At 71.5% G+C, this 24,901-nt stretch carries 20 protein-coding genes and 1 pseudogene; 11 read left to right on the plus strand and 10 right to left on the minus strand.

Going from position 1 to position 24,901, the window contains the following annotated elements:
* The first annotated feature begins 167 nt into the window (after nt 1-167).
* Genes Q0Z83_RS35700 through Q0Z83_RS35710 form a run of 3 tightly spaced genes read left to right on the plus strand, consistent with a single transcriptional unit; the run spans nt 168 to nt 4,938 of the window.
* Nucleotides 168-1,202: an AAA family ATPase gene (locus Q0Z83_RS35700; protein WP_378078686.1), complete on the plus strand. Its 1,035-nt coding sequence runs from the start codon at nt 168-170 to the stop codon at nt 1,200-1,202.
* Between the two features lie 2 nt (nt 1,203-1,204).
* Complete coding sequence (locus Q0Z83_RS35705; RefSeq protein ID WP_317797208.1) at nt 1,205-2,497, plus strand: DUF58 domain-containing protein; 1,293 nt, start codon at nt 1,205-1,207, stop codon at nt 2,495-2,497.
* Complete coding sequence (locus Q0Z83_RS35710; RefSeq protein WP_317787644.1) at nt 2,494-4,938, plus strand: transglutaminase TgpA family protein; 2,445 nt, start codon at nt 2,494-2,496, stop codon at nt 4,936-4,938. Before Q0Z83_RS35705 ends, Q0Z83_RS35710 begins: the two co-directional genes overlap by 4 nt.
* A 502-nt stretch (nt 4,939-5,440) precedes the next feature.
* Here the strand turns inward: Q0Z83_RS35710 and Q0Z83_RS35715 are convergent.
* The 8 genes and pseudogenes from Q0Z83_RS35715 to Q0Z83_RS35750 all read right to left on the minus strand — a co-directional run bounded on the left by Q0Z83_RS35715 (nt 5,441) and on the right by Q0Z83_RS35750 (nt 16,331).
* Nucleotides 5,441-5,830 carry a DUF3040 domain-containing protein gene (locus Q0Z83_RS35715; RefSeq protein WP_317787645.1) on the minus strand — a complete coding sequence of 130 codons (390 nt, stop codon included), beginning with the start codon at nt 5,828-5,830 and terminating at the stop codon, nt 5,441-5,443.
* Between the two features lie 317 nt (nt 5,831-6,147).
* Nucleotides 6,148-7,230, minus strand: coding sequence for an alkaline phosphatase family protein (locus tag Q0Z83_RS35720; protein WP_378078688.1), 1,083 nt, complete (start codon nt 7,228-7,230; stop codon nt 6,148-6,150).
* A gap of 179 nt (nt 7,231-7,409) precedes the next feature.
* Nucleotides 7,410-8,192 carry a methyltransferase domain-containing protein gene (locus tag Q0Z83_RS35725; protein ID WP_317787648.1) on the minus strand — a complete coding sequence of 261 codons (783 nt, stop codon included), beginning with the start codon at nt 8,190-8,192 and terminating at the stop codon, nt 7,410-7,412.
* 26 nt (nt 8,193-8,218) lie between these two features.
* Entirely contained in the window at nt 8,219-8,566 is a 348-nt protein-coding gene (locus Q0Z83_RS35730) for an SSI family serine proteinase inhibitor (protein ID WP_317787649.1), read from the minus strand.
* Between the two features lie 65 nt (nt 8,567-8,631).
* Nucleotides 8,632-11,949, minus strand: coding sequence for an error-prone DNA polymerase (locus Q0Z83_RS35735; protein ID WP_317787650.1), 3,318 nt, complete (start codon nt 11,947-11,949; stop codon nt 8,632-8,634).
* 11 nt (nt 11,950-11,960) lie between these two features.
* A complete protein-coding gene (locus Q0Z83_RS35740) occupies nt 11,961-13,652 on the minus strand; it encodes a DNA polymerase Y family protein (protein ID WP_317787651.1) in 1,692 nt (563 codons plus the stop codon).
* 103 nt (nt 13,653-13,755) lie between these two features.
* Nucleotides 13,756-14,409, minus strand: a pseudogene (locus Q0Z83_RS55970) (hypothetical protein); the annotation flags it as partial.
* Between the two features lie 1,520 nt (nt 14,410-15,929).
* On the minus strand, nt 15,930-16,331 hold the full coding sequence (locus Q0Z83_RS35750; protein WP_317787652.1) for an SAV_6107 family HEPN domain-containing protein: 402 nt from the start codon (nt 16,329-16,331) through the stop codon (nt 15,930-15,932).
* A 797-nt stretch (nt 16,332-17,128) separates the two neighbouring features.
* On the opposite strand from Q0Z83_RS35750, the gene Q0Z83_RS35755 reads away from it, so the two are divergent.
* Nucleotides 17,129-17,614 (plus strand): DUF4396 domain-containing protein, encoded by a 486-nt coding sequence (locus Q0Z83_RS35755; protein ID WP_317787653.1) that lies wholly within the window; start codon nt 17,129-17,131, stop codon nt 17,612-17,614.
* A gap of 232 nt (nt 17,615-17,846) precedes the next feature.
* Here Q0Z83_RS35755 and Q0Z83_RS35760 read toward each other — a convergent pair whose 3' ends face one another.
* Nucleotides 17,847-18,539: a DUF305 domain-containing protein gene (locus tag Q0Z83_RS35760; protein ID WP_317787654.1), complete on the minus strand. Its 693-nt coding sequence runs from the start codon at nt 18,537-18,539 to the stop codon at nt 17,847-17,849.
* 48 nt (nt 18,540-18,587) lie between these two features.
* Complete coding sequence (locus Q0Z83_RS35765; RefSeq protein ID WP_317787655.1) at nt 18,588-19,049, minus strand: hypothetical protein; 462 nt, start codon at nt 19,047-19,049, stop codon at nt 18,588-18,590.
* Nucleotides 19,050-19,108: 59 nt separating this feature from the next.
* On the opposite strand from Q0Z83_RS35765, the gene Q0Z83_RS35770 reads away from it, so the two are divergent.
* The 7 genes from Q0Z83_RS35770 (at nt 19,109) to Q0Z83_RS35800 (ending at nt 24,874) form a co-directional block, all read left to right on the plus strand.
* Nucleotides 19,109-19,900, plus strand: coding sequence for an SDR family NAD(P)-dependent oxidoreductase (locus tag Q0Z83_RS35770; protein ID WP_317787656.1), 792 nt, complete (start codon nt 19,109-19,111; stop codon nt 19,898-19,900).
* Between the two features lie 2 nt (nt 19,901-19,902).
* Nucleotides 19,903-20,376 carry a YbaK/EbsC family protein gene (locus tag Q0Z83_RS35775; protein WP_317787657.1) on the plus strand — a complete coding sequence of 158 codons (474 nt, stop codon included), beginning with the start codon at nt 19,903-19,905 and terminating at the stop codon, nt 20,374-20,376.
* Between the two features lie 62 nt (nt 20,377-20,438).
* Nucleotides 20,439-21,050, plus strand: coding sequence for a monooxygenase (locus Q0Z83_RS35780; protein WP_317797209.1), 612 nt, complete (start codon nt 20,439-20,441; stop codon nt 21,048-21,050).
* Nucleotides 21,047-21,601, plus strand: coding sequence for a GNAT family N-acetyltransferase (locus Q0Z83_RS35785; protein ID WP_317787658.1), 555 nt, complete (start codon nt 21,047-21,049; stop codon nt 21,599-21,601). The genes Q0Z83_RS35780 and Q0Z83_RS35785 overlap by 4 nt, the downstream gene beginning before the upstream one ends.
* A 5-nt stretch (nt 21,602-21,606) precedes the next feature.
* Nucleotides 21,607-22,347, plus strand: a complete 741-nt coding sequence (locus Q0Z83_RS35790) for a carotenoid biosynthesis protein (RefSeq protein ID WP_317787660.1) — start codon at nt 21,607-21,609, stop codon at nt 22,345-22,347.
* Nucleotides 22,344-23,438 (plus strand): glycosyltransferase, encoded by a 1,095-nt coding sequence (locus Q0Z83_RS35795; protein WP_317787661.1) that lies wholly within the window; start codon nt 22,344-22,346, stop codon nt 23,436-23,438. Before Q0Z83_RS35790 ends, Q0Z83_RS35795 begins: the two co-directional genes overlap by 4 nt.
* Nucleotides 23,439-23,440: 2 nt before the next feature.
* Nucleotides 23,441-24,874, plus strand: a complete 1,434-nt coding sequence (locus Q0Z83_RS35800; protein ID WP_317787662.1) for a phytoene desaturase family protein — start codon at nt 23,441-23,443, stop codon at nt 24,872-24,874.
* Nucleotides 24,875-24,901 lie beyond the last annotated feature (27 nt).

The raw sequence follows: 24,901 nt of genomic DNA on the forward strand, positions 1-24,901 counted from the left end.
ATACCCCTCGATCAGGCCTTTCGGCGTTGCGCGCGGACGGGGCTAACCTGTGGGGACGGGCAACGAGCGCCGGAGGCCCACGGCCGCTGGGCGCCCGCGACCTTACGGTGCCCTTGACGGTGGGTGATCTCCGCCCTACGGGGGTAGACACGTTTTGGAGGAGGCCCGTGACAACGCCGACCTGGGGCGAGCCGGCAGGCCCGCTGACGAGCGCTGAGTTCCGCGCCGCGGCCCAAGCCATCATGGCCAACATCGAACAGGTCATCGAGGGCAAGAGCGCCACGGTGCGACTGGCTCTCGCGGTCCTGATCGCCGAGGGCCACCTGCTGATCGAGGACGTGCCGGGCGTCGGTAAGACGAAACTGGCCAAGGCGCTCGCCCGCTCGATCGACTGCTCGGTTCGGCGTATTCAGTTCACGCCCGACCTGCTGCCCAGCGACGTGACCGGCGTCAGCGTCTACAACCAGGAGACGCGCGACTTCGAGTTCAAGCCGGGCGCGGTCTTCGCCAACCTGGTGGTCGGCGACGAGATCAACCGGGCCTCGCCGAAGACGCAGTCCGCGCTCCTGGAGTGCATGGAGGAGCGGCAGGTCACCGTCGACGGCACCACCTACGAGCTGCAGGCGCCGTTCATGGTGGTCGCGACGCAGAACCCGATCGAGATGGAGGGCACCTACCCCCTCCCCGAGGCGCAGCGCGACCGGTTCACCGCCCGGATCGCGATGGGCTACCCGGACCCGCGGGCCGAGCTGGCCATGCTCAGCGGCCACGGTGATCACGACCCGCTCAACGACCTGCGCGCCGTGGCGGACGCGGCCCTGGTCCGCCGGCTGATCGAGACCGCGCGCGCGGTGCACGCCGCCGACGCCGTCCAGCAGTACGCGATCGCCCTGGTCACCGCGACCCGGGAGGCCCCGGAGATCCGGCTCGGCGCGTCGCCCCGGTCCACGCTGCAGCTGCTGCGCACGGCCAAGGCGGTGGCCGCTCTGGAGGGCCGCGACTACGTGCTCCCCGACGACCTGCAGGCGCTGGCCGTGCCGGTTCTCGCGCACCGGATCATCCCGACCGCGGACGCGCAGCTCAACCGGCGGACCACCGACGCTATCGTCGCCGAGATCGTGCACCGGCTCCCGCTGCCGCACGCCCGCAATCCATACGACACCCGGGACGGTCGCGCCTCCTACGAGTCCCGGGGGCGGTGAGGATGCGGGAGGCGCTGCGGGGACTCACCACGCGCGGCCGCTCGTTCCTGGCCGCGGCGGTCGCCGCCGCGGTCTCCGCGCTCATCCTCGGCGAGAGCGACCTGCTGCGGGTGGCGGTGCTGCTGGCCGTCCTGCCGCTGCTGGCCGCCTGGTATGTCGGCCGCAGCCGGTACAAGCTGGCCTGCACCCGCTCCCTGGAGCCGGCCCGGACCCCGGTCGGCTCCAGCGCGCGGGTCATCCTGCGGCTGCAGAACCTGTCCCGGCTGCCCACCGGCACCATGCTGCTGGAGGACCGGTTGCCGTACGCGTTGGGCAGTCGCCCCCGGGTGGTGCTGGAGCGCCTCGGCGCGCACCAGGCCAGTTCGGTGGCGTACACGGTGCGGGCCGACGTGCGCGGCCGCTACCCGATCGGCCCGCTGATGGTCCGGCTCACCGACCCGTTCGGGCTGTGCGAGCTGACCCGGTCGTTCCCCAGCGTCGACCGGCTGACCGTGATCCCCCAGGTGCACACGCTCCCCCGGGTGCGACTGGCCGGGGAGTACGCGGGGACCGGCGAGAGCCGCGCCCGCTCGGTGGCGGTGCACGGCGAGGACGACGCGGCCACCCGCGAGTACCGGCGCGGCGACGACCTGCGCCGGGTGCACTGGCGCTCCACCGCCCGTACCGGCGAATTGATGGTCCGCCGTGAGGAACAGCCCTGGGAGAGCCGGGCCACCGTGGTGCTCGACACCCGGGCCTTCGCCCACCGCGGCGAAGGACCGACCGCGAGCTTCGAGTGGGCCGTCTCGGCGGCCGCCAGCATCGCCGTCCACCTGCGCGAGGGCGGCTACAAGGTGCGCATGGTGACCGGTTCGGGCACCGACATCGACGCGGCCGAGGGCGGCGGCGAGGGCCTGATCCTGGACACGCTGGCCGACGTGAAGTCCGACCAGAACAGCGACGTGTCGGTGCTGATCGAGCACGTTCGGCGGCGTAACGACGGCGGGCTGGTGATCGGCCTGTTCGGCGCGCTGACGGTGGCCGAGGCGGAGCTACTCAGCGGCCTGCGCGGCAACGGCGCGACCTGCATCGGGTTCGCGATCGACACCTCCACCTGGGTGCCGTCGGGAGTCGCCGAGGCGGAGCGCGAGCACGCGGCCGCGTCGCTGGCCCTGATCCGGGCCGGCTGGCGGTCGGTTCCGGTGACACACGGCGACACCCTGGCCGCACTCTGGCCGACGGTGGCCCGGGGCTCGCAGGGCTTCGCCTACCGCGCCGCGATGGCGGAGACGACGGTCAGCGGGGTGACCCGATGACCGGACGACGTCGTCTCGGCCTGGTGGCCGCGGGAGCCACGCTCCTCGCCGCCGCCCCGCTCACCGCGATCTTCGAGTCCTGGACCTGGATCGCGCAGTGTGTGCTCGCGGTGGCGCTGATCGAGGGCGCCGCGGTGGCCACCCGGACGTTCCGGTTCCCCACCTGGGCGCAGGCGGCGAGCATGACGCTGGCCCTGCTCCTGGCGCTCACCTGGATCTTCCCGAGCGGGAAAGAGATCATCATCCCGCAACCGGACACGTTCGCCCACTTCGCCGACCTGATCCGCCAGGCCGGCGAGGACACCCGGGCGTATGGTGTGCCGGTTCCCGACCGGGACGGCCTGCTGTTCGTCGCGGTCCTCGGCGTCGGCGCGGTCACCATCGTGGTCGACCTGCTCACCGCGGTGTTCCGTCGGCCGGCCCTGGCCGGCCTGCCGATGCTGGCCATCTACTCGATCCCGGTCGCCGTCTACACCGACAGCGTCCCGGCGATCCCGTTCGTCATCGGCGCGGCCGGGTTCATGTGGCTGCTCGTCGCCGACAACGTCGACCGGGTGCGCCGCTTCGGCCGCCGTTTCACCGGCGACGGGCGTGACGTCGACGTCTGGGAGCCGTCCCCGCTGGCCGCGGCCGGCCGCCGGATCGGTATCGCGGGCATGCTGGTGGCCGTGGTGCTGCCACTGGCCGTGCCGACCGTCGAGGGCGGCCTGCTGACCCAGCTCACGCAGAGCGGCGCCGGGTCCGGCCCGGGCAACGGCAACGGCACCGGCGGGCGGATCAGCCTGTTCGCCTCGCTCAGCGGCCAACTCAACCACACCACCACGATTCCGCTGCTCAAGGTCACCACCGACGAGCCGGAGCCGTTCTATCTGCGCTTCGCTATCGCGGACGCGCTCACCGACAACGGGTTCGGCAACGAGTCACCCCGCGGTGGCGGGCTCGGGTTGGGCCTGCCCGATCCACGCCGGCAGGCGGGCACCCGACTGAGCACCTACACCGAGCACCGTGCCCGGGTGGAGGTCACCAACGACCTCCAGCAGAACATGGCGCCGCTGTACACGTACCCGACCGGGGTGAACAACCTCAAGGGCTCGTGGGCGTACGACCCGAACCAGCAGGTGCTCTATTCGGGCCGGACCACCACGCGCGGCCAGCAGTACGACATCACCTACCTGCGGGCCCGGTACACCACCGAGGAGCTGCGGCGGGCCCCGGCGCTGGCGCCGGACGACCCGCTGATGGCCTACACCGCCACGCCCGGTGACGCCACCGTCGAGACCGAGGTGGCCCGGCTGACCAACGGCAAGACCACCGACTACGACAAGGTCCGGGCGATCTACAACTGGTTCTCCAAGGAGAACGGGTTCCGTTACAGCACGGCCACCCAGACCACCGGCAAGGCCTCGGAGATCGCCGACTTCCTGACCAACAAGACCGGGTACTGCCAGCAGTACGCGGCGGCGATGGCCTGGATGGTCCGGGCGGCGGGCATCCCGGCGCGGGTGGCGTTCGGTTTCACCCGGGGCACCCCCCAGGGCGACGGCCGCTACGAGATCACCAACCGCAACGCGCACGCATGGACCGAGGTCTACTTCCAGGGCTACGGCTGGGTGCCGTTCGACGCCACCCCGGCCGCCGGTGTGACCGGCTCGGCCCGCTCCAACTCGAACTGGGCTCCGGACGTCGACCGGCCCACCCCGACCGCGTCCACCTCAGCCGGCCCCGGTGCCGTCGTTCCGGACTCGTCGGGTGACCCGGGCGCGGCCAACGGCCCCGACAAGTCGGGCATCGGCGAGGATCAGGGCGGAACGACCGGCCCGGGTACCGAGACGACCGACTGGACCGGCCTGTGGATCGCCGCGGGTGTCGCCCTGCTGATCGCGCTTCTGCTGGTCCCGGCCCTGCGCCGGGTTCTGGTACGCCGCCGCAGACACGCCGCCACGGCCCCGGCCGCACCCGTGGTCCTGTCGGCCGACGGCATCACCGACCTGACCGTCACCGCCGAGACCGGCCGGGCCCGCGAGGACGCACATGCCGCGTGGGACGAACTGATCGACTCGATGGTCGACTTCCAGGTGCAGGTGGACCCGACGGAGACGCCACGGGTCACCGCGCAACGCCTGGTCCGAGACCTGTCCCTGACCGGCGAACCGGCCGACGCCGCGACCCTGCTCGGCACCGCCGAGGAACGCGCCCGTTACGCCCGGCAACCTCTCCAAGGTGCCGAGCTGACGTCGGCTCTCCGCGAAATCCGGTCCGGAATGTCCGGTGCGGCCTCCCGCAAGGTCCGTCTCCGCGCCCTGCTACTGCCACCATCGGTGCTGCTCAGCTGGCGTCAGGACGTGGCCGAGTGGTCCACCCGGGCCGCGGAACGCCTCTCCGGCCTCCGCGAGTCCCTGACCCGTTTCAATCCCCGCCGCCTACTGTCCAAAACCCGCTGACCGTCACGGTCCGTGATAATCGATGGGCGCCGTCTTTCGTGACGGCGCCCATCGCTTCTCTGATACGGCCACCGCGCCCGCCAAACGTCGACCGCCCCGGACTACGGCGCGACGCCCACCCGGCTCCAGGCCGAGCCGCGACCGCCGGGCTTGGGCGGTGGTCAAGGCCCCACCCATCCGACCTGACGCCACTGCACCGCCCCGGCGCCTGGATGACGCGACACGGGCAAGCGGCGCAGATCGGTGGCGCGACACGAGCGGCGCGGTGCGGGCAAGCGGCGCAGATGGGCGGCGCGGCGAGGCACGGCGAGCGGCGCAGATGGGCGGCGCGGCGAGGCACGGCGAGCGGCGCAGATGGGCGGCGCGGCGAGGCACGGCTAGCGGCGCGGGTAAGGGCGCTGGGGCGGGGGAGGCTGACCGGGGGGCATGCGGCAGCACGACGACGGCGGCCGGTGGTCGGCCGCCGTTCGTCGGGAGCCGGATCAGGGCCGGCTCGGCTGGGTCAGCGATGCCCCTCCGGGCGCTGGCGCCAGCGGTCCTCGAGGCGTTCGATGAAACCGCCGCTCTTGCGGCTCTGGCGGGTGCGTCGTGACGCGGTGCCGCCGACCGATTTCAGGTCGGGTGCCTGGATGCGACGGCGTGACTGCATGGCGAAGGCCGCCGATCCGAGCATCACGACGAATCCGGCGACGCCGAGCGGCGTGTTCTGGCTGACGGCTCCGTAGACGAGTAGCGCCAGACCAATGACGATCACGAACGCGGCAACCAGGAGCCGGCGCCGTGCGTGGAAACGCGGGTCGCTGGCCCGCACAGCCGAGGCGAACTTGGGGTCCTCGGCAAGCGACCGCTCGATCTGATCGAACAGCCGCTGCTCGTGCTCCGAGAGCGGCACGGCATTCCTCCCCGGGCGCATGTCCGGCCCCGTGGTGGGGTCGGGGTGGTGCAGGTGTGGTGATGCGGGGCAGCCGTCGGCTGCCTTATCACGCAAGTCTACGAGCGGCTTGGCGGGTCGGAAAGCGGGACGACCGCCGAGTGCGGGTGATTTTCCATGTCCGGAAGATCGGTTCGTCCCAAAAGACCGATCACCCGACCGCACAACACGTCCGTCACCGCAGCATGTGGCCCTGATCACGCGCCGTGAGCTGCCTCAACACATGATCTGCATAGTCGCCCCCGGAAGGCAGACAAATCGACTGACGCAAATAGATCTTATCGGACGATCAGCAGCGGTACGGTCATCTCGACCGCCGTGACCGACCCGTGGTAGGCCACCAGCCGCCCGGCCATCGGCGGTTCCCAGCCGGAGGCGACCACGACCGCCCGGTTCTGCAGGAGTGCCACGACGTCACCGATCCGGGTCACGTGAGCCGGGGCCATCGATCCATACCAGCCCTCGGCGATCACTTCGTCGCGGCACATCACCCGGGCGTCCGCGCCGAGCACCGCCCGCCAGGTGGCCAGCACGTCGTCGAGCGCGCCGTCGACGACGTGCAGGTATCGGGCCCGCGGCTCGCCGGTGACCCCGGCCAGCCCGTCGGCGAGCGGCCCGGTGGCCAGGTCGTAACGGTCGGCGGGCACGTTGAGCTGGCCGTGGTCGGCCGTGACGAGCAGCGCGGCGCCGGGTGGCAGCCCATGGACGAGCCGGTCCAGGATCGCGTCGACACCACGGGCCGCCTCCGCCCAGGCCGGGGACGAGACACCGTACTCGTGGCCGGCCCGGTCCAGGTCGGGGTGATAGCCGTAGACCAGGCCCGGACCGGAGCGCAGTGCCGCCAGCATGCCCTCGGCGACCGCCGGACCGTCGTCGGCCACGTGGTAGCGAGCACCCCGGTTGGCGGCCACGCTCAGCCCGGTCCCCCGGTAGAGCGAGCGACTGACCAGCGTGACCGCGACCCCGGCGGCGGTGGCGGCCTCGAACGCGGTCGGTACGGGCTGCCACCGGTACGGATCGGGGTCGTCGCCCCAGTGGATGTGATTGAGGGTCCGCCCGTCCGGCTGCCGGACGGTGAAACCGAGAACCCCGTGGGCACCGGGTGGCACACCGGTCCCGACGGTGACCAGGCTGACCGGGGTGGTGGACGGGAATCCGGTGGTCAGCGTCCGACCGGAAATACCTGAAATATCGGAAATGGAAGCGAGGGTGGGAGCGAAGGGCGCGGCCGTCGGCAGCTGGTACGCCCCGAGGCCGTCCACCAGGAGCACCCCGATCCGATCCACACCGGCCAGCCGCTCACCGAGACCGAGCACGTCCGCCGCACCCGGAACCCCTAGAACAGCCGACAGGCTCGGCATCAGATCAGCCAGACTCCCGGCACCATAGGCTGGGAAATGCTGACAGAACGCCTCCTCCGGCAATCCGTCGTCAGGCACCGGAGGCAACTCCCGCCCACCCGCAACAGGCAGGCCAGGCGAAGAGGGCCCAGAAGAAGGAACGCCCGTCGCAGGCGGGCCGGGAGGCGGCGGGCCGGAGGTCACGACAGCCCCGGAGTGACCCCGCTGGAGGAACCGGACGCCGGGCGGCGGGCGAACAGGTGCAGCTGGGACGCCACATCCCGGAACGGCGCGCGGTTACTCAGGGCCAGTTCGAGTTCGAGCACGGCCTGCGGGTCCTCCTCGAGCACGACGGCGGGCAGCAGATCGGCCACCACCCGTACCCCCTGGGTGTCCTCGACCTCGAGCCCCGCGGCGGTGAGCAGCTCGGTGGCGCCCGCCGCGTCGTAGCGGCGAAGCAGCGTGTCCCGCGGCCCGGCGCGGCCGGCCGGGTCGGTGACCAGCGCGGACGCCGCCTTGAGGTGGCCGTTGACGGCCCGGCCGAGGATCGCCGCGGCCCGACCCGCGACCAGAACGCTGACCGCGCCACCGGGACGCAACGCGGTGGCGATGGCCGCGACCACGCCGGACGGGTCGTCGACGACCTCGAGAACCGAGTGGCAGAGGATGAGGTCGGCGCTGCCCGGCTCGACGAGGGTGGCGAGCGCGTCGCCGTCGCCTTGCACGGCCCGGACCCGATCGGCGACGCGCGCGTCGTCGGCCCGGCGGGTGAGCGCGGCGAGCGCGTCGGGGCTGGCATCGATCACGGTGACGTTGTGGCCGGCCTCGGCCAGCGGCACGGCGAAACCGCCGGTCCCGCCGCCGACGTCGAGCACCGTCAGCTCGCGGCCGGCCTGCCGGTCGAGCTCACGACGGAGCACCGCCCAGACCGCGGCGGTGCGGGCCGTGACGTGCGGGCGACCGGTTCGCGCTGAAGTTTCCACGCGAGCAGCCTATCGGCGACGTCCATCTAAAAGTCGAAGAGGACACCTGTCGCGCGGGTCAACTCGCAGCCGTTGCCGAAGGTCTGCCGCCACTTCACCGTCTTGCCGCGCCAGGTGCCTTTCACGCTGGCCGTGACCGGCTGGTAGAGCAGTATGCAGAGCGAGTCCCCGCCTTTGAGGTTGGCCGGGTCGCCGCCGGCGCCGCGCAGGGTGGCGCACGCCTCGACGGCTTTCGGGTGGAGGCCGCCTGCGGGCGCGCAGGTGAGCCGCACCGATTTGGCCTCGTAGGCGAGCGTGAGTTCGGTCGGACCGGCTGCCGCCGCCGGTCCGGTCGGTCCGGCGAGCACGGCGAACGCCGTGGCGAGACCGATCATCGTACGGATCATGATGCACCCCCGGATGACTTTCGCAGTGCACCGTACACCGCCAAAGGTGCAAATCACCGGAAATCGCGGGAAGTGGAGGCGACCGGCGGGGACACCGCGTCGAGCCGGTCCGCGACCAGGTTGAGCACCCCCTCCACCTTCTCCAACCGCCCGCGCACGAGCAGCGCCGTGCTGGTCCGGGCCACCCGCCGGTAGCGCAGCCACAACCCCGGTGAGCAGGTCACGTTCAGCATCCCGGTCTCGTCCTCCAGGTTCACGAACGTCACCCCGCCCGCGGTCGCCGGCCGCTGCCGGTGCGTGACGATCCCGCCGACCCGCACCCGGGTGCCGCCCTCCACCTCGACCAGCTTCTCGATCGGCAGTGCCCCAGCCCGCTCCAACTCGGCCCGCAGGAACCGCGCCGGATGCGTCTCCGGCGACAACCCGGTCGCCCACACGTCCGCGACCAGCACGTCCACGTCGCTCATGCCGGGCAGTGTGGGCGCCTCGACGCCGGTGACGGTGCCCGGCAGGCGGTCCGGTTTGTCGGAGGCGGCCGCTCCCGCGGCCCAGAGCGCCTCACGGCGCGACAACCCGAAACTCGCGAAGGCGTCGGCGGTGGCGAGGGCCTCCAGGTGTCCGGCAGAGCATCCGGTACGCCGTGCGAGATCAGTCATTGACCGATAAGGACCATTGGTACGCCGTTCCTGCTCGATCTTCGCGGCGAGTTCGGCCCCGATCGTACGAATGCGGGAAAGTCCTTGCCGGACCACCGGACCGCCGAGCCCCCACGCGTGCGGAGGCTCGCCGACCGCGCTGCGATGCCGGGTCGCCGGGGTCTTCTCCAACGTGGCCGCCGCGTCGCTGAGGTTGATGTCCGGCCGGCGCACCTCGACTCCGTGCCGTCGCGCGTCGTCGACCAGCGTCTGTGGCGAGTAGAACCCCATCGGCTGCGCGTTGAGCAGGGCCGCACAGAACGCCGCCGGGTGATAGCGCTTGAGCCAGGCGCTCGCGTAGACCAGGTACGCGAAGCTCATGGCATGGCTCTCCGGGAAGCCGTAACTGGCGAACGCGGCGAGCTTCACGAAGAGATCGTCAGCGAGCGCACCGGTGATCCCGTTCGCCGCCATCCCCTCGTACAGTCTGTTTCTGATCCTCTCCATCCGCTCCCTGGAGCGTTTCGCGCCCATCGCCCGCCGCAGCTGATCGGCCTCGGCCGGGTCGAAGCCGGCGACGTCGATCGCCAGCTGCATCAACTGCTCCTGGAAGAGCGGCACCCCCAGCGTCTTGGCCAGGGCGTTCGCCATCAGCGGATGCGGCACATCGGGCTTCTCCAGACCATTCTTGCGCCGGATGTACGGGTGGACCGAACCGCCCTGGATCGGCCCCGGCCGGATCAACGCCACCTCGATGACCAGGTCATAGAACTCCCGGGGCTTGAGACGGGGCAGCGTGGCCATCTGGGCACGGCTCTCCACCTGGAACACCCCGACCGAGTCGGCCCGGCACAGCATCGTGTAGACCTCGGGGTCGTCGAGCGGCATCGTCCCGATGTCCAGTTCGTCCTCGATCATGTCGTAGGCGTAGTGCAGCGCCGACAGCATGCCCAGCCCGAGCAGGTCGAACTTGACCAGGTCGACGGCGGCGCAGTCGTCCTTGTCCCACTGGAGCACGGTGCGGCCGGGCATCCGCCCCCACTCGACCGGGCAGACCTCGATGATCGGGCGGTCGCAGATGACCATGCCACCGGAGTGGATGCCCAGATGGCGGGGGAAGTCCTGGACGTCGTTGGCGGCCGTGACGACGCTCTCCGGGATGTCCTCCGCGGTCGCCACGTCACCCCAACGGTCGATCTGCTTGCTCCAGGCGTCCTGCTGGCCGGGTGAGAAGCCGAACGCCCGGGCCATGTCCCGCACCGCCGACCGGGGGCGGTAGGAGATGACGTTCGCGACCTGGGCGGTGTGCTCGCGGCCGTACTTCTCATAAACGTGCTGGATCACCTCCTCGCGCCGATCGGATTCGATGTCCACGTCGATGTCCGGTGGCCCGTCGCGTTCCGCGGTGAGGAACCGCTCGAAGAGCAGCCTGTGCTTCACCGCGTCGACATTCGTGATGAACAGGGCGAAGCAGACCGCCGAGTTGGCCGCCGAACCCCGGCCCTGGCAGTAGATCTTCTTTTCCCGGCAGAAGTCGACGATGTCGTACACGACCAGGAAGTAGCCGGGGAAGCCCAGCTCCTCGATCATGCGTAGCTCGTACTCCAATTGCTCGTAGGCCTTGGGGTTGTCCCGGTAGCGGATCGCGGCGCCCCGCATGGTCAACTCGCGCAGCCAGCTCATCTCGGTGTGGCCGGGCGGCACCGGATAGTCGGGCAGGCTCGGCGCCACCAGATCCAGGTCGAAGGCCAGGCCGTCGCCGTACATCGCGGCGTTCTCCACCGCACCCGGGTAGTCGGCGAACCGGCGGGCCATCTCGTCACCGCTGCGCAGGTGGGCGGCGCCGGCCGCGGGCAGCCAGCCGTCCATCTCGTCCAGGCTGCGCCGGGCCCGGACCGCGGCCAGCGCGGTCGCCAACCGGCGGCGCGACGGGCTCGCGTAGTGCACGTTGTTGGTGGCCACCACCTCCAGGCCGCGTCGGCGGGCCAGGTCGAACAGGACGTCGTTGCGATCGGCGTCGTACGGGTCGGCGTGATCGGTGAGTTCGACGGCGACGTTCGGGGCGCCGAAGTTCGCCACCAGGCGGTCCAGCTCGTACGCCGCCGCCTCGACTCCCCCGGTGGCCAGGGCCAGCGGGACCGGCCCCTTCCGGCAGCCGGTCAGCACCAGGACGTGATCGCGCAGCAACTCCGCCGTCTGCTCCTGGCTCCGGTAGTCGGGGCGGCCCTTCTCGCCGCCCCGCAGCTGGGCCTCGGAGATCACCCGGGCCAGGCGGGCGTACCCCTCGTGGCCGTGCGCCAACGCCAGCAGGTGCGGGCCCTCCGGGTCCGGCTCGCCACTGCGCGGACGGGTCAGCCCCAGCGACAGTTCGGCGCCGAAGATCGTCGGCAGGTTCAGCTCGCGGGCCGCCTGCGAGAACCGGACCACCCCGTACAGGCCGTCGTGGTCGGTCACCGCCAGCCCGGTCAGGCCCAGCCGGGACGCCTCCTCGGCCAGTTCCTCCGGATGGCTCGCCCCGTCCAGGAAACTGAAGTTGGTGTGGCAGTGCAGTTCGGCGTACGGCGTCCGGCTCGTCGCCCGGATCAGGCCCGGCGCGGCCCGGTACGGCTCCCGCTTCCGGGTCCAGGCCGGCGAGTCGCCGCCGTCACCGTCGACCGCCAGCGGGTCCACCACGAGCCGGCCGGACAGCACCCCCTCCAGCTGTGACCAGGGGACATCCGGATTATTGAAGCCCATCGGCGTACCCCTCAGTCATAGATCGCCTCCACCAGCCAGTGACCGCCGGCCAGGGACATCAGCAGCGCCCGGCCGTCCTCCAGCAGCACCTGAAACCGGGCCCGGCGACGGGCCTCGCCGGGCGCCCACCAGCGTTCGTCCACCGGCCACGGACCGGCCCAGCCGGTGATCGCCACCGGCTGACGTCTGTCGATCCGCAGGATCGTGGGGTCGCCGGTCAGCTCCAGGCGGGCGCTCACCCCGACCGGGGCGCCGGTCTCGTCGTACACGGCCGCCGGCAGGGGATGCGCCAACACCACCGCGGGCGCCGGGCGCGGCATCCGGCCCGGCCACGGTGGCAGCGGTGCCGGCCTCGCTCGGACGCGCCGCTTCTTCCGCCCCACCTCGATCATGGTGAAACCGGGTGTCGTCTCCACGGGTACGGCGCTCTGGTCGAGCAGCGGGACCGTGTCGATTCCCGGGATCGGCTCGGTCTGCTCCGCGGCCGGCCGCTCCGGCTCCCGCTCGTCACCCCACGGCACCAGCCGCACCTGATCGTCGGACGACCGCCCGCCACCGAGCACCGCGGTCAGCACCGAACCCGGCCCGAGCAGCCCCTGCACCCGGCTGAACGCCCGGTGCGCCCGCTCCCGGCCCGCCCCGGTCTCACCCCACAGGCCCGGTTGCAGCCCGACATGCGCGAGCACCCCGTCCGGCACCAGTCGTAGCCGTACCAGCCCCGAAGTGGGTTTCGGGGTCTGCCCGCGTCGGGCCCCGGTCAGCCAACCGTCCAGCTGCCAGCGCACCCGTTCGGCGATGGCCGCGGACGTCAGCATCCCGTCGTGCCGCCACACCCGGACCAGTTCCTGACCGTCCGCGGTGACCGCCTCGATCCCCAGCCGGGTGCACGCCAGCCCGTGCGCGGCGAGCCGCTCGTGCAGTCGTTCGGCCAGCACCCGCCCGGCGAACGCGGCCACATCCACCCGATCCAGCGTCTCGTCGTAGGTCTCCTCGACCGCCAGATCAGGCGGCGGCTTACGCACCGCGAGCGGCCGGACATCCGCACCCGACGCGAGCCGGTGCGCCAACGCCCCCTCGAACCCGAACCGGGTCAGCACATCCCCCGGCGGCAACGCCGCGAAATCCCCGAGGGTCACCACCCCGAGACGCTTCAGCAGGTCGGTGAGCTGAGGTTCTTCCAGAGCAGCAATGGGTACGGGTGACAGGAACGCCCGGCTCTCCCCCGCCTCCACGACTCGCCCGGTACGAGCCGCGATCCCGGCCGCGAACACTCCGTCCGCGATCCCGATCTGACTCTCCACCGCACAGGCCTGCGCCACCTGCTCGACGACCCGTTCGGCGGCGGCCTCCTCCCCACCGAAATACCGGGCCGGCCCCCGGACCGCCGCCGCGCACACGCCGGGCCGAAGCACCTCGACACCCGCCACCACCTCTTCGACGGCCGCCACCACCGGTTCGAACGCCCGGGCATCTCGCCCCGGATCGTGCTCGACCACGACGAGCTGCGGACAGCGCCCCTGAGCGTCGCGCCGCCGCAGCCCTCGCCGCACTCCTTCCCGCCGGGCCGCCTCAGAACAGGCCAGAACCCGATTCCCGGCGAACACCGCCACCGGCTCCGACGCCACCACTCCCGCCACGATCTCCGCGGCGACCACAGGCCAGTCCGGACACCAGACCAGCAACGTACGAACCCCCGCCTCCACCTCAGCCCCACCCCCGGCCGGTCGTGGACGCCGTCTCCGGGCCGGGTCCCTCACCACCGCGGGTCGCCGTCTCGGCGGCCATCGATGCATCGGCTGCGGATCGCGGGCCGACCGACGCGGATGCGCCTTCGGCCGACCGTTTCCCCGGCGGCTCCGCATCCTCGTCGGCTCGCGGCGGCGCAACGACGGAGCGAACCGCGACACCCGGCATCCACATGGTGATCTGCCGAGGGCGGGCCGCCGCCCCCCGTCCCTGGGCCACCACGGTGACCTCACGACGACGCAGCCGCCCCCGCCCGAACCCGAGCCCGTCCCAGTGCCCCTCACCGACACGCAGGTGCACATCCGCACCGGCCCAGTCACCGAACGGCACGAGCAGGCTCCCCCGCTGCCGAGCCCGGGCGGCCAGCCGGCCGGCGATGCCCGCCGACACCGGCCCCGGAACGGCCACGACCACGACATCCACACCGTCGATCAGTGCGGCGACCACAGTGGGCCAGTCCGGCCCGGGTTCCGGAACGAGCGCAAGCCGCTCCAGCACGATGCCACTCTCCGCAGCGGCGACGGCCCCCAACGCGGGCATCCCGACAACCGCACACCAGGCCCCGCTCCGGGACGCGGCAGAGAGCAGAGCCAGCAGCAGCGAGGTACCGCCACCGGCCGAAATCCCAGCCCTCAGCCCAGCCTGCCCGTTCACCCCAGCGACCGGCCCAGCCACCTCCTTCACTCCAGAGACCGGCCCAGCCACCTCCTTCATCCCACCGTCCACCACCGACAGCCCTCGTCCAGCCGCCGCCTCCCGCGCACCCGAAGGCCCACTCCGACTCCAAGAGCCGTCCCGGCCCGAAAACCCGCCCCCGGCCGAGGAGCCGGCCCTCCCCGAGACCTCACCCTCCACACCATCAGCCGGACCAGCCGAGTCGCCATCGCCGGGCAGACCAGCACCACCAACCGAACCGGCACCACCAACCGAACCGGCACCACCAGCCGGATCGACGCCACCAACCGAATCGACGCCACCAGCCGGATCGACGCCACCAGCCGGATCGGCGGCGACGGGACCGACGGCGTCGGATCGCCCGCCACTGATCAGGTCGGCACGGCCAAACGACGCACCGCCGGGCGACTCCGTGGCGTTGGACAGGCCAGAACCGGATGAACGAAACGCACGACCGAGCCTGGTCTCCCGGCCCGCCGCTGGAGTGACGGGGACCGGCCTGCCGAAGCCGGCCGAGACGCCTGCGCCGTCTGACGGGGTCCCACCCGGCTGGATGCCACGCCCGGCGGAGACGCCCGACCTGGGTGCCGGGGAACCCGCGCCGGAATCGCCACTCGGCGTAGCCCGCCGCGGTCTGCCCACACCAGACGGCAGGATCTGCCCGTTGGCGACAGAGACGGTGCTACCCCGGCGCAGCGCACGCCCCGGCAACAACCCACCCAGCTCAGACGCCACCGGCAGCGTCCGATCCACGTCCGGCTCGCCGGTTCCGGTAGCCGTCCGGACCAGTCCCGCAAGGGCGTTCGCACCACTGATCATGCGCCCAGCCACGTCATGCCTCGCTCTGTTGCTCCCCGTCAAGCGCCCCCGGATCGGCAACCCCCGTCACGTGGACAAACTCACCACCAGCACCACCACACGGCCGCCCGCATCCCTCCGAACAGCCACCGGTCAGGCCCCGGCGAAGACCCAAGCCCTCCGAACGAGAAGTCACTCCACCCAGAGGACAAAAGACACACAAGGCCGAAAACCGGCACGGCTAACGCTCTTGACGAACCAGAAGCCGGACAACGCCTCTGATCACGCGATCAGACGGACCCCTCGCGCGGGCCACCGGAAAGCGCCCCAGCGATACGGCCACACCGAGGGCGGCGGACGCGTAGCCGCGAAAAGAGACGAAGAACATGAGCCCCCAGAACGAGGCAAGGGACGCCGAGCCATCGGAAGGGCCGACGAACAGCCGACTCCAGCGCGAGACAGCGAAAGCAGGACCGCGAGAAGAGGCGAAAAACGCACAGTCCAGGAAAGAGCCGAGGAAGGTGTCGCCACCGAAAAGAACAACAGACGCACAACCACCAGGAGAAGCGAACGACCCACGACCAATGGAAAAGCCGGACGACGCACGATCGCCGAGGGAGACGAACGACGCACGACCGAAGCGAGAGACGAGAGGCGCACGACCATAGGACGGGACCGGGAACGCGGGGCCGCTGGAAGTGGTGAAGGCGGCACGGCCTCGGGGGAAGGCGAAGTGTGCGCGGCCGGAATGCCGCGGCCGGTCATGCGGCCAGTGGGGGCTGGTAGGAGAGGCCCAGGGAGGACTCGGCCACGGCCACGAACTGCTCGGCCGCCCTCAGCAGGTCATCCGCCTCGCGGGCGCTGACCACATGTGGGATTCCGGCTTCGGCGGCTGCTCGCTTGCTCGCGCCGAGAGCGAAATAGCCGGCCCATTCGCTGAACTCCGGCGCCACCAGAACCAGCAGTGACCAGGCACTGGTGGCACGAGCCCGGCGCCCGGACGCGGCGGGCCGGGCGCGCGCGGCGATCAGGGCCGCGGCCGCCCGCAGAGCCGCCAGGTGGGCCGTCGCGTAGCGCAATCCGTCCGGCCCGGTCTTCGCCGCCTCGGTCAGGCCCTCATGGGCGATCGCCAGCAGCTGAACGGGAGTCCGATGAGGCAGCATGTGAGCCGGAACCGCAGGCGCATCCGCCCGCAACGCCGCACCACCCGCCACCGAACCGATCTGGGCAGGACCGGGCTGGGCCTGAACTGAACGAGGCTGGGATGGGACGGAGCGGGCTGGGGCGCTGGAGGCCGGGACCGCACGGGCTGTAACCGACTGGGCCGGGACTGCGCAGGCCGGGACGTCGTGCGCCGGGGCGGGAGCCGCCATGAGGTCCGGGGCCATGATGCTCGGGGCCTTGGTGCTCGCCATCGTCGTTCTCCTCGCTCGTTTCGCATCCGACGTTGGTGGGTCGAACCGATCGCTGCGGAGGAAGACGCAGCTTGCCGCGACCGGCCGAAGCCGGAAACCGGGGCCCCAACGGGCGGCCGGAGCCCCGGTGGGCGACCGCTCGGGCCACCCGACGGTTAGCCGGCCAGGCGTGAAGCTTCCCCACACCACACCCGGCCGGCACCGCCGGCGGGTCCGTCGCCCGCCACCGGGGGTCGGGGGCAGCGAGCGACGGCCTGCCTTGAACGAGGCCCGGACCCGCGAATGCCCGGACCACGTGTGCGGCGCTCCGCGGGCGCCACACCCGGGAGGCGAGCCGCGAAACACGCTCCCGGAGCCGAACGAACACCCTTTCGAACATCCGTTCTAACTACTCCAGAGACTAACACCCCCCTACGACAAAAACGCAACCTCCAGCGCGCCACGCCACCAGCTTTTTCGAACGGATGATCGATAGAGGTGGCGGCGGGCGTTTCGGGCGGTCGAGCGCGGGACCCCTTCCCCAATATACCCCCGGGGGTATGTTGATGACCGAATGGAAGGAGAAGCTGATGACCCACAGCAGGCATGGATCCGCCTCGTGGCGGATGGCGGCACAGGCGACACTGCACTGCCTCACCGGCTGCGCCATCGGCGAGGTTCTCGGCATGGTGATCGGCACCGCGGCGGGCTGGAGCGCCGGCCCCACCGTGGTCCTCGCGATCGGGCTGGCGTTCGTCTTCGGATACGCACTGACGATGCGGCCACTACTGCGCTCCGGCATCGGTGTCCGCGACGCGCTGAAGGTCGCCCTCGCCGCCGACACGGTGTCGATCCTCGTCATGGAGATCATCGACAACGCGATCATGCTGGTGGTGCCCGGCGCGATGGAGGCCGGCCTGACCGAACCGCTGTTCTGGGCATCACTCGCTTTCGCCCTGGCCACGGCGTTCGTACTGACCGTGCCGGTCAACAGGTGGTTGATCACCCGCGGCAAGGGCCACGCGGTCGTTCATCAACACCACAACCATTGACCAGGGTGTACGGCCAAAGCCACCCAGAACACCCGAGGCAGCAGCGCGCCCCGGCGGAATCAGACCTCGAACCGAGCCAAAACAGCCAGCGCCCCCGTGCCGGAACCACCGGCCCGCCGACTCCCGACCGTCCGATGAAGCACCCGCCAGACAGCCGGAAGATCGCCGGCGGCCGATCAACCTATGACTCGCCTGATGTGCCGCTGACGGAAGGTCTGGTCCCGGAGACCGGTCAGAGCATCGCCTTCATGGTGGCGATCTCCGCCTGCTGATCGGTGACGATCTTTGCAGCCAGGGCTTTGGCCTCCGGGTTGGCGCCGTTGGCGATCTGATCCCGGGCCATCGTCACGGCACCCTCGTGATGGGCGATCATCATGGTCAGGAACCGGTTGTCGAAGGCCTCGCCGGTGGACTCGACCAGCTTTGCCATGTCGGCGGCGGACATCATGCCCGGCATCGACTCGTGGCCCGTGACGTTGCCGTGGCCGTCGCCGGTTGCCGCGGGCTCGCGTCCCCAGTCGGAGAGCCAGGCGGCCATGGTGGCGATCTCCGGGGCCTGGGCGGCTTCGATCTCGGCGGCGAGTTTCTTCACCCGGGGGTCGGAGGCTCGTTCGGTGGCGAGGGCCGACATCACCACGGCCTGCTGATGGTGGACGCTCATGTGTTCGGCGAACGCCGCATCGGCGTCGTTGAACACGGCCCCCGGAGAAGGCGACGCGGTGGACCCACCCCCGGCATGACCGGACGCGGTAGACCCCGCGTCGGCATGACCGGACGCGGTAGACCCCGCGTCGGCATGACCGGACGCGGTGGACCCGCCCCCGGGGTGACCGGAGGAATGCCCGCCACCACTACAGGCGGCTACGGCGAGGGTGAGGACCAGAGCGCCGACCGGGAGGGCGCGGCGCAGCATCGTACGGATCATGGAAGGCCTTTCGAAACGGTGAGAACAGAAGCGGGCGACAAATCCCCGCTATATGCGGAGCACCGATATCGCCGCCGACTGAAGACCGGCGCCACGCCGGGGCGGACCCCGCGGGTTCACCCGGCCGATGGAGAACGAACGCACGTCCACCAAGCCGCCGGCCAGCCGGCGCAGCAGCCAGAACAGCAGCAACACCGCCACCGTCGGCCCGGTGAGTACCGCCAGGCAGACACTCCACACCGCACCGTGCCCACCCGACCCATGATCACCCGGATGCGCCCCCACCTGGAACTCGGCCGAACGGAAGTCGATCAAGGAAGAAGCCGGAGAAGCGGCGAAGGAAAGCGAGGAGGACGGCAGAAGCGGCAGAACGGCCGACCGCAAAGAGGGCGCAAAGGGCAACACCGAGAAAGAAGACGAGAACGAGAAGGGAGCCAAGGGCCGAGAGCCGCGCAGGTCGGCAGCAGCCACCAGACCACCCGTCGCGCCGCCCACCGCCATGATCCACACGCCGACAACGGTACCCACGACCGGGCGCGGATCCGCACGATCGTGAATACGATGGCGGGATGGCGACGATCGTGGTCACCGGCGGCAGCTCCGGTGTGGGGCTGGCCGCCGCGAAGCAGTTCGCCGCACGCGGCGACGAGGTGGTCCTGGTGGGCCGTGACCCGCGACGTCTCGCCGACGCGGTGGCCCAGGTCGATCCGGTGGCACATTTCCGCGCCGACTTCGAGAGCCTCGACGAGGTCCGCGCGCTCGCGAGCGAGTTGCTGGCCGGTTTCCCGAGGATCGACGTGCTGGCGAACAACGCCGGCGGCATGGTCGACGATTTCCGGCGGACCGCGGACGAGTTCGAGGCGACGTTCCAGGGCAACCATCTGGCCCCGTTCCTACTGACGAATCTGTTGCGGGAGCGGCTGCGCGGCGCCCGGGTGGTGAACACGGCGTCCCGCGCGCACATGCGGGGCCGCCCCGATCCGGGGCGCCCGGAGGGTGATCCGGCGGCTTACAACCGCTGGCAGGCGTATGGCGCGGGCAAGTCGGCGAACATCCTGTTCGCGGCGGAGGCGGCGCGCCGCTGGCCGGATGTGTTCAGCGTGTCGTTCCACCCGGGTGTGGTGCGGACGAATTTCGGCGCCGGCCGGACCGTCCGCCTGTTCTACAAGTACGCGCCGTTCCTGGTCACCCCGGAGAAGGCCGGTGAGCTGCTGGTGTGGCTGGCCACGGCACCGGAGGCGGAGCTGGTGAACGGCGGCTACTACGTGGGGCACACGCTGACCACCCCGGCGGCATGGGCCCGTGACCCCGAGTTGGCCGGCCGGTTGTGGGAGGCCAGCGCCGAGGCGGTAAACAAGTAAGAATGCACAACCATCCGAATGTGATCGCGGTACGCGATGCCCTGACGGCGGCCGGTGCGGCCGACACCGAGATCGTCATCCTGGACGAGGCGGTGCACACCGCCGCGCTGGCGGCCGCCGCCCTGGAGATCGAGGTCGGCCAGATCGCCAACTCGCTGATCTTCGACGCCGACGGTGAGCCGCTGCTGGTCCTGACGTCCGGGGCGCACCGGGTGGACACCGCGAAGGTGGCCGCCGACCTCAACATCGGGAAGCTGCGCCGGGCGACACCGGAGTTCGTCCGGCAGCACACCGGGCAGGCGATCGGTGGTGTCGCCCCGGTGGGTCATCCGAAGCCGGTGCGCACGCTGGTGGACGTCGAGTTGGAACGGTTCCCGGTGGTGTGGGCGGCGGGCGGCGTACCCCACTCGGTCTTCGCCACCACCTTTGCGGAGCTGGTCCGCGTCACCGCCGGAACTCCCGCCGAGGTCGCGTGATCGACGAGGACCACGTCAGCCTGCATGTCTGGCGGGTCCCGCGCCGTGCGATCGGCGCCGCCATGTTACGCATGGCTTTCGCCGGAAAAGACCTTGAAAACGTCAAATTCGGCAAATTCCTGGGTACGGGCACCGGCGCCACCTTCGGCCCGGGCGACACGGATTGGACCCGCTGGGCAGCGATAACCGTGAGTGACATCCCGGTGCGTTTCCCGAAGTGGGACGCGATAGCCGATAGGCATGCCCGGATCGACCTGGAACCGCTGGTCAGCCGGGGCGAGTGGTCGGGCCGCAGCCCGTTCCGCCCGACCGGTCGTAAACCGGACGGTCCGGTGGTGGCGCTGACCCGGGCCCGGCTGCGGCCGACCCGGGCGCTGCGGTTCTGGCGGGCGATCCCGGCGGTGGCGCGGGAGGTGGCGGACGCACCGGGTCTGCTGGCCCGGTTCGGGGTGGGTGAGGCGCCGATCGGCTGGCAGGGCACGGTCAGCGTGTGGCGCAGCACGGCGGATCTCACCGCGTTCGCGTACCGTCAGCCGGAGCACCGCGCGGTGATCGCCCGTACCCCCGCCGACGGCTGGTACGCGGAGGAGCTTTTCGCCCGTTTCGCGGTGCGTGACCTAACCGGCGACCGCACGGTGCTGGGCTGGATCGACGAGGAGCTGACAGAGCGATGAGGCTCGTAGCTTGGCAGCCGGATGACCTGCTGCGCCGGCTCGATGACGTGGTGGCCGTCTACGGCGAGGCGATGGGCTACCGCAAGGAGCTGCTGCAGACCCGCCGCGGCTACATCGGCTCGCACGTGCGCCGGCCGGGGTTCCGGGCGGTGGCGACGCTGACCGCGGAGGGGCGGCTCGCCGGTTTCGGGTACGGCTACACGTCCGCCGCCGGCCAGTGGTGGCACGACCAGGTGCGGGCGTCGCTGGACGAGCCGTCCCGCAGGTACTGGCTGTCGGACTGCTTCGAGGTCGTCGAGCTGCACGTGCGCCCGGTGGCGCAGGGTCACGGGGTGGGTGCCCGGCAGTTGCGGGCGCTGCTGGCGATGGCCGAGGGCAAGCGGGTGCTGCTGTCCACTCCGGAGGCCGACGAGCAGGCGTCCCGGGCGTGGCGGCTGTACCGGCGGTTCGGGTTCTCCGACGTGCTGCGGGACTTCCTGTTCCCGGGTGACGAGCGGGCGTTCGCGATCCTCGGCCGGGAACTTCCGGTTGAGGGAATGGTCGGCGGCTGACCACATTGCGTGCGGTTCCCTGGGCTCTGCTGAGCGGCCTGGTCCTGGCCCAGATCTGTTATCCGCTGACCCACGGCGGGACTCGGGCCGGACTGACCGTGGCGACGGTGCTGATCGGTGTGGTGCTGTCGGTGTCGCACGCGTGGCTGTTCCGTGGCGGCCGGGCGGCACTGGCGCTGGTCGGGACGGCGATGCTCGGCGGGTTCGCGGTCGAGGCGATCGGGGTGGCCACCGGCTTCCCGTTCGGGACGTACGACTACTCCGGTCAGCTCGGACCGAAACTGCTCGGTGTGCCGCTGATCATCCCGTTGGCCTGGACGTGGATGGCGTGGCCGGCGTGGCTCGCCGCGCTGCGGGTGGCCCGGGGTCGGGTGGCCCGGATCGCGGTGGCCGCCTGCGGGTTGGCGGCGTGGGACCTCTTCCTCGATCCGCAGATGGTGGCCGAGGGGTACTGGCGCTGGCACGATCCGGTTCCGGCGCTACCCGGGGTGCCGGGGATCCCGGTCGGCAACTATCTGGGCTGGCTCGGGTTCGCGATCCTGCTGATGACGCTGCTGTCGGCAGCGGCGCGCACGGTGTCGTCGCCGTCGCCCGGAGACATGCCGATGCTGGTGCTGTGGCTGTGGACGTACTTCTCCTCGGTCCTCGCCCACGCCGTCTTCCTGGACCTGTCCGCCTCGGCAGTCTGGGGTGGTGTCCTGATGGGCGCCGCCGTCCTGCCGCTGATACCGCGGATCCGGGCATGACCGTGGCCTGGCTCCTGCTCGTGCCGTTGCTGCTGATCACCGTGCACACGGCGGTGAACGCGCTGTTGCTGCGCCGGCCTCGCCGCGACGCCACGACGATCGAGCGGGTGGCCGTCCTGTTGCCGCTGCGCGACGAGGCCGATCGGGTCAGGCCCTGCCTGGAGTCGCTGCTCACCCAACGTGGTGTGCCGAACCTCGACATCCACGTCCTCGACGACGGGTCCACCGACGGGACGGCCGACGTGGTCCGGGCAGTCGCCGGTGACCGGGTGCGGCTGCTCACCGGTGGGCCGCTGCCGGATGGCTGGCTGGGCAAACCGAACGCCTGCCGGCAGCTGGCCGACGACGCCGCCGATGCGGACGTGCTGGTCTTCGTGGACGCCGACGTGGTCCTGGCGCCCGACGCGATCGCCGGGGCGGTCGGCCTACTCCGGGAGACCGGGGTGACGCTGCTCTCGCCGTACCCCCGGATCGTCGGTGCCGGACGGCTGGTCCAGCCGATCCTGCAATGGTCCTGGCTCACCTTCCTGCCGTTGCGTCTGATGGAACGCTCGCCGCGCCCGTCGCTCGCCGCCGCCGGCGGCCAATGGCTGGTCGCCGACCGGGCCGGTTACCGCGAGGCCGGCGGCCACGCCGCCGTCCGCGACGACATCCTGGAGGACATCGGCCTGGCCCGCGCGGTGAAGCGCTCCGGCGGGCGGATCGCCCTCGCCGACGGCTCCCGCCTGGCCACCTGCCACATGTATTCGTCCTGGTCCGAGTTGGCGAACGGCTACGGCAAATCGCTGTGGGCGTCTTTCGGGTCGGCGTCCGGTGCGGCCGCCGTCGTGGTCCTTCTTCTTTTCCTGTACGCCGTACCGCCGCTGTTCCTACCCGTTGCCGGGCCGGCCGTCGCGTTCGCATACGCGCTCGGCGTCACCGGCCGCCTGATCAGCGCCGCCGCCACCGGGGGCCGCCTGCTCGACGCGTTCGCCCACCCGCTCTCGGTGGTCCTGTTCGCCTGGCTGGTGGCCCGCTCGTTCCACATGCGACGAACCGGCCGCCTCTCCTGGCGTGGCCGGACGGTAGCCGTACCAACGAAAAAGGGGTAACCGTGAGTGACGTCGTCGTGGTGGGAGCCGGAGTCGGCGGCCTCGCCGCCGCGGTGCGGCTGGCGACGGCCGGGCATCGGGTGACCGTGCACGAGCGGGCCGCCGAGGCGGGCGGGAAGCTGGCCGTGTACGAGCGGGACGGCTACCGCTTCGACACCGGCCCGAGCCTGCTCACGTTGCCGCAGGTCTTCGACGATCTGGGGCTGGGGTTGCGGCCGGAGCCGCTGGACCCGGTGGTGCGGCACGTCTTCCCGGACCGGGTGGTGCTCGACTCGTCCCCCGATCACGAGGTGTTCCTGGAGCGGATCACGGCGGCCCTCGGTGCCGACGCGGCGCGGGACTGGGACCGGTTCTGGCGGCGGGCGGCCCGGATCTGGCGGGCCTCGTGGGAGTCGGTGCTGCAACAGCCGGTGTCGGCGGCGTCGCTGGCGCGGCTCTCCTGGCGGGTCGGTGATCTCGCGGCGATCGCGCCGGGCCGGTCGTTGCGCGGTCTGGGGCGGCGCTATCTGCGGGATCGGCGGCTGCGGATGCTGCTGGATCGGTACGCGACGTACACCGGGACCGATCCGCGGCGGGCGCCCGCGGCGCTCGCCGCGATCCCCTACGCCGAACTGACGCACGGTGGCTGGTATCTGCCGGGCGGGTTGGGCACGCTGGCCGCGGCGCTGCGCGCGCGGTGTGCCGATCTGGGGGTACGCCTGGAGTTCGGTTCCGAGGTGGCCACGATCGAGGCCGACGCCGCGGTACGCGGGGTGACCCTGCGATCCGGCCGGTTCGTGCGCGCCGACGTGGTGGTGTCGAATGTGGACGCGATCTCCCTGTACCGGGATCTGCTGCCGGCCCCGGCCCGGCTGACCGGGCTCGCGGACCGCAGCCTGGGCGGGTTCGTGCTGCTGCTGGGAGTGCGCGGGGACACCCCGGAACTGGCCCACCACACGGTCTTCTTCCCGCGCCGTTACGACGCGGAGTTCGACGCGATCTTCCCGGGGCCGGGGCGGCGGGCCCGGCCGGTCGACGATCCGGCGGTGTTCGTCACCCGGGCCGTGGATCCGGCGGTGCGGCCGGCCGGGCGGGAGGCGTGGTTCGTGCTGGTCAACACGCCCCGGCACGGGACCGACGCGTCCGCTGTGGACTGGCGGCGGCCGGGGCTGGCGGACGCGTACGCCGATCACGTCCTGAACGTGCTGGCCCAGCGCGGCCTGGACGTCCGGGATCGGCTGGAGTTCGTGGAGACCCGTACCCCGGCGGATCTGGCCGAGGCGGCGGGCGCGCCGGGCGGGGCGATCTACGGCACCGCGGGCGGCCTGCTGCGCCCCGGCAACCGTGGCCCGGTGGACGGATTGTTCCTGGTCGGCGGGTCGGTGCATCCGGGCGGAGGGCTACCGATGGTCACCCTCTCGGCCCGGATCGTGGCCGACATGATCGGCCCGGCCTGACCGTCTGGTCCGCCTACCAGGTGGCGC

Origin of the sequence: Actinoplanes sichuanensis, assembly GCF_033097365.1 — a bacterium.
GTDB lineage: Bacteria > Actinomycetota > Actinomycetes > Mycobacteriales > Micromonosporaceae > Actinoplanes > Actinoplanes sichuanensis.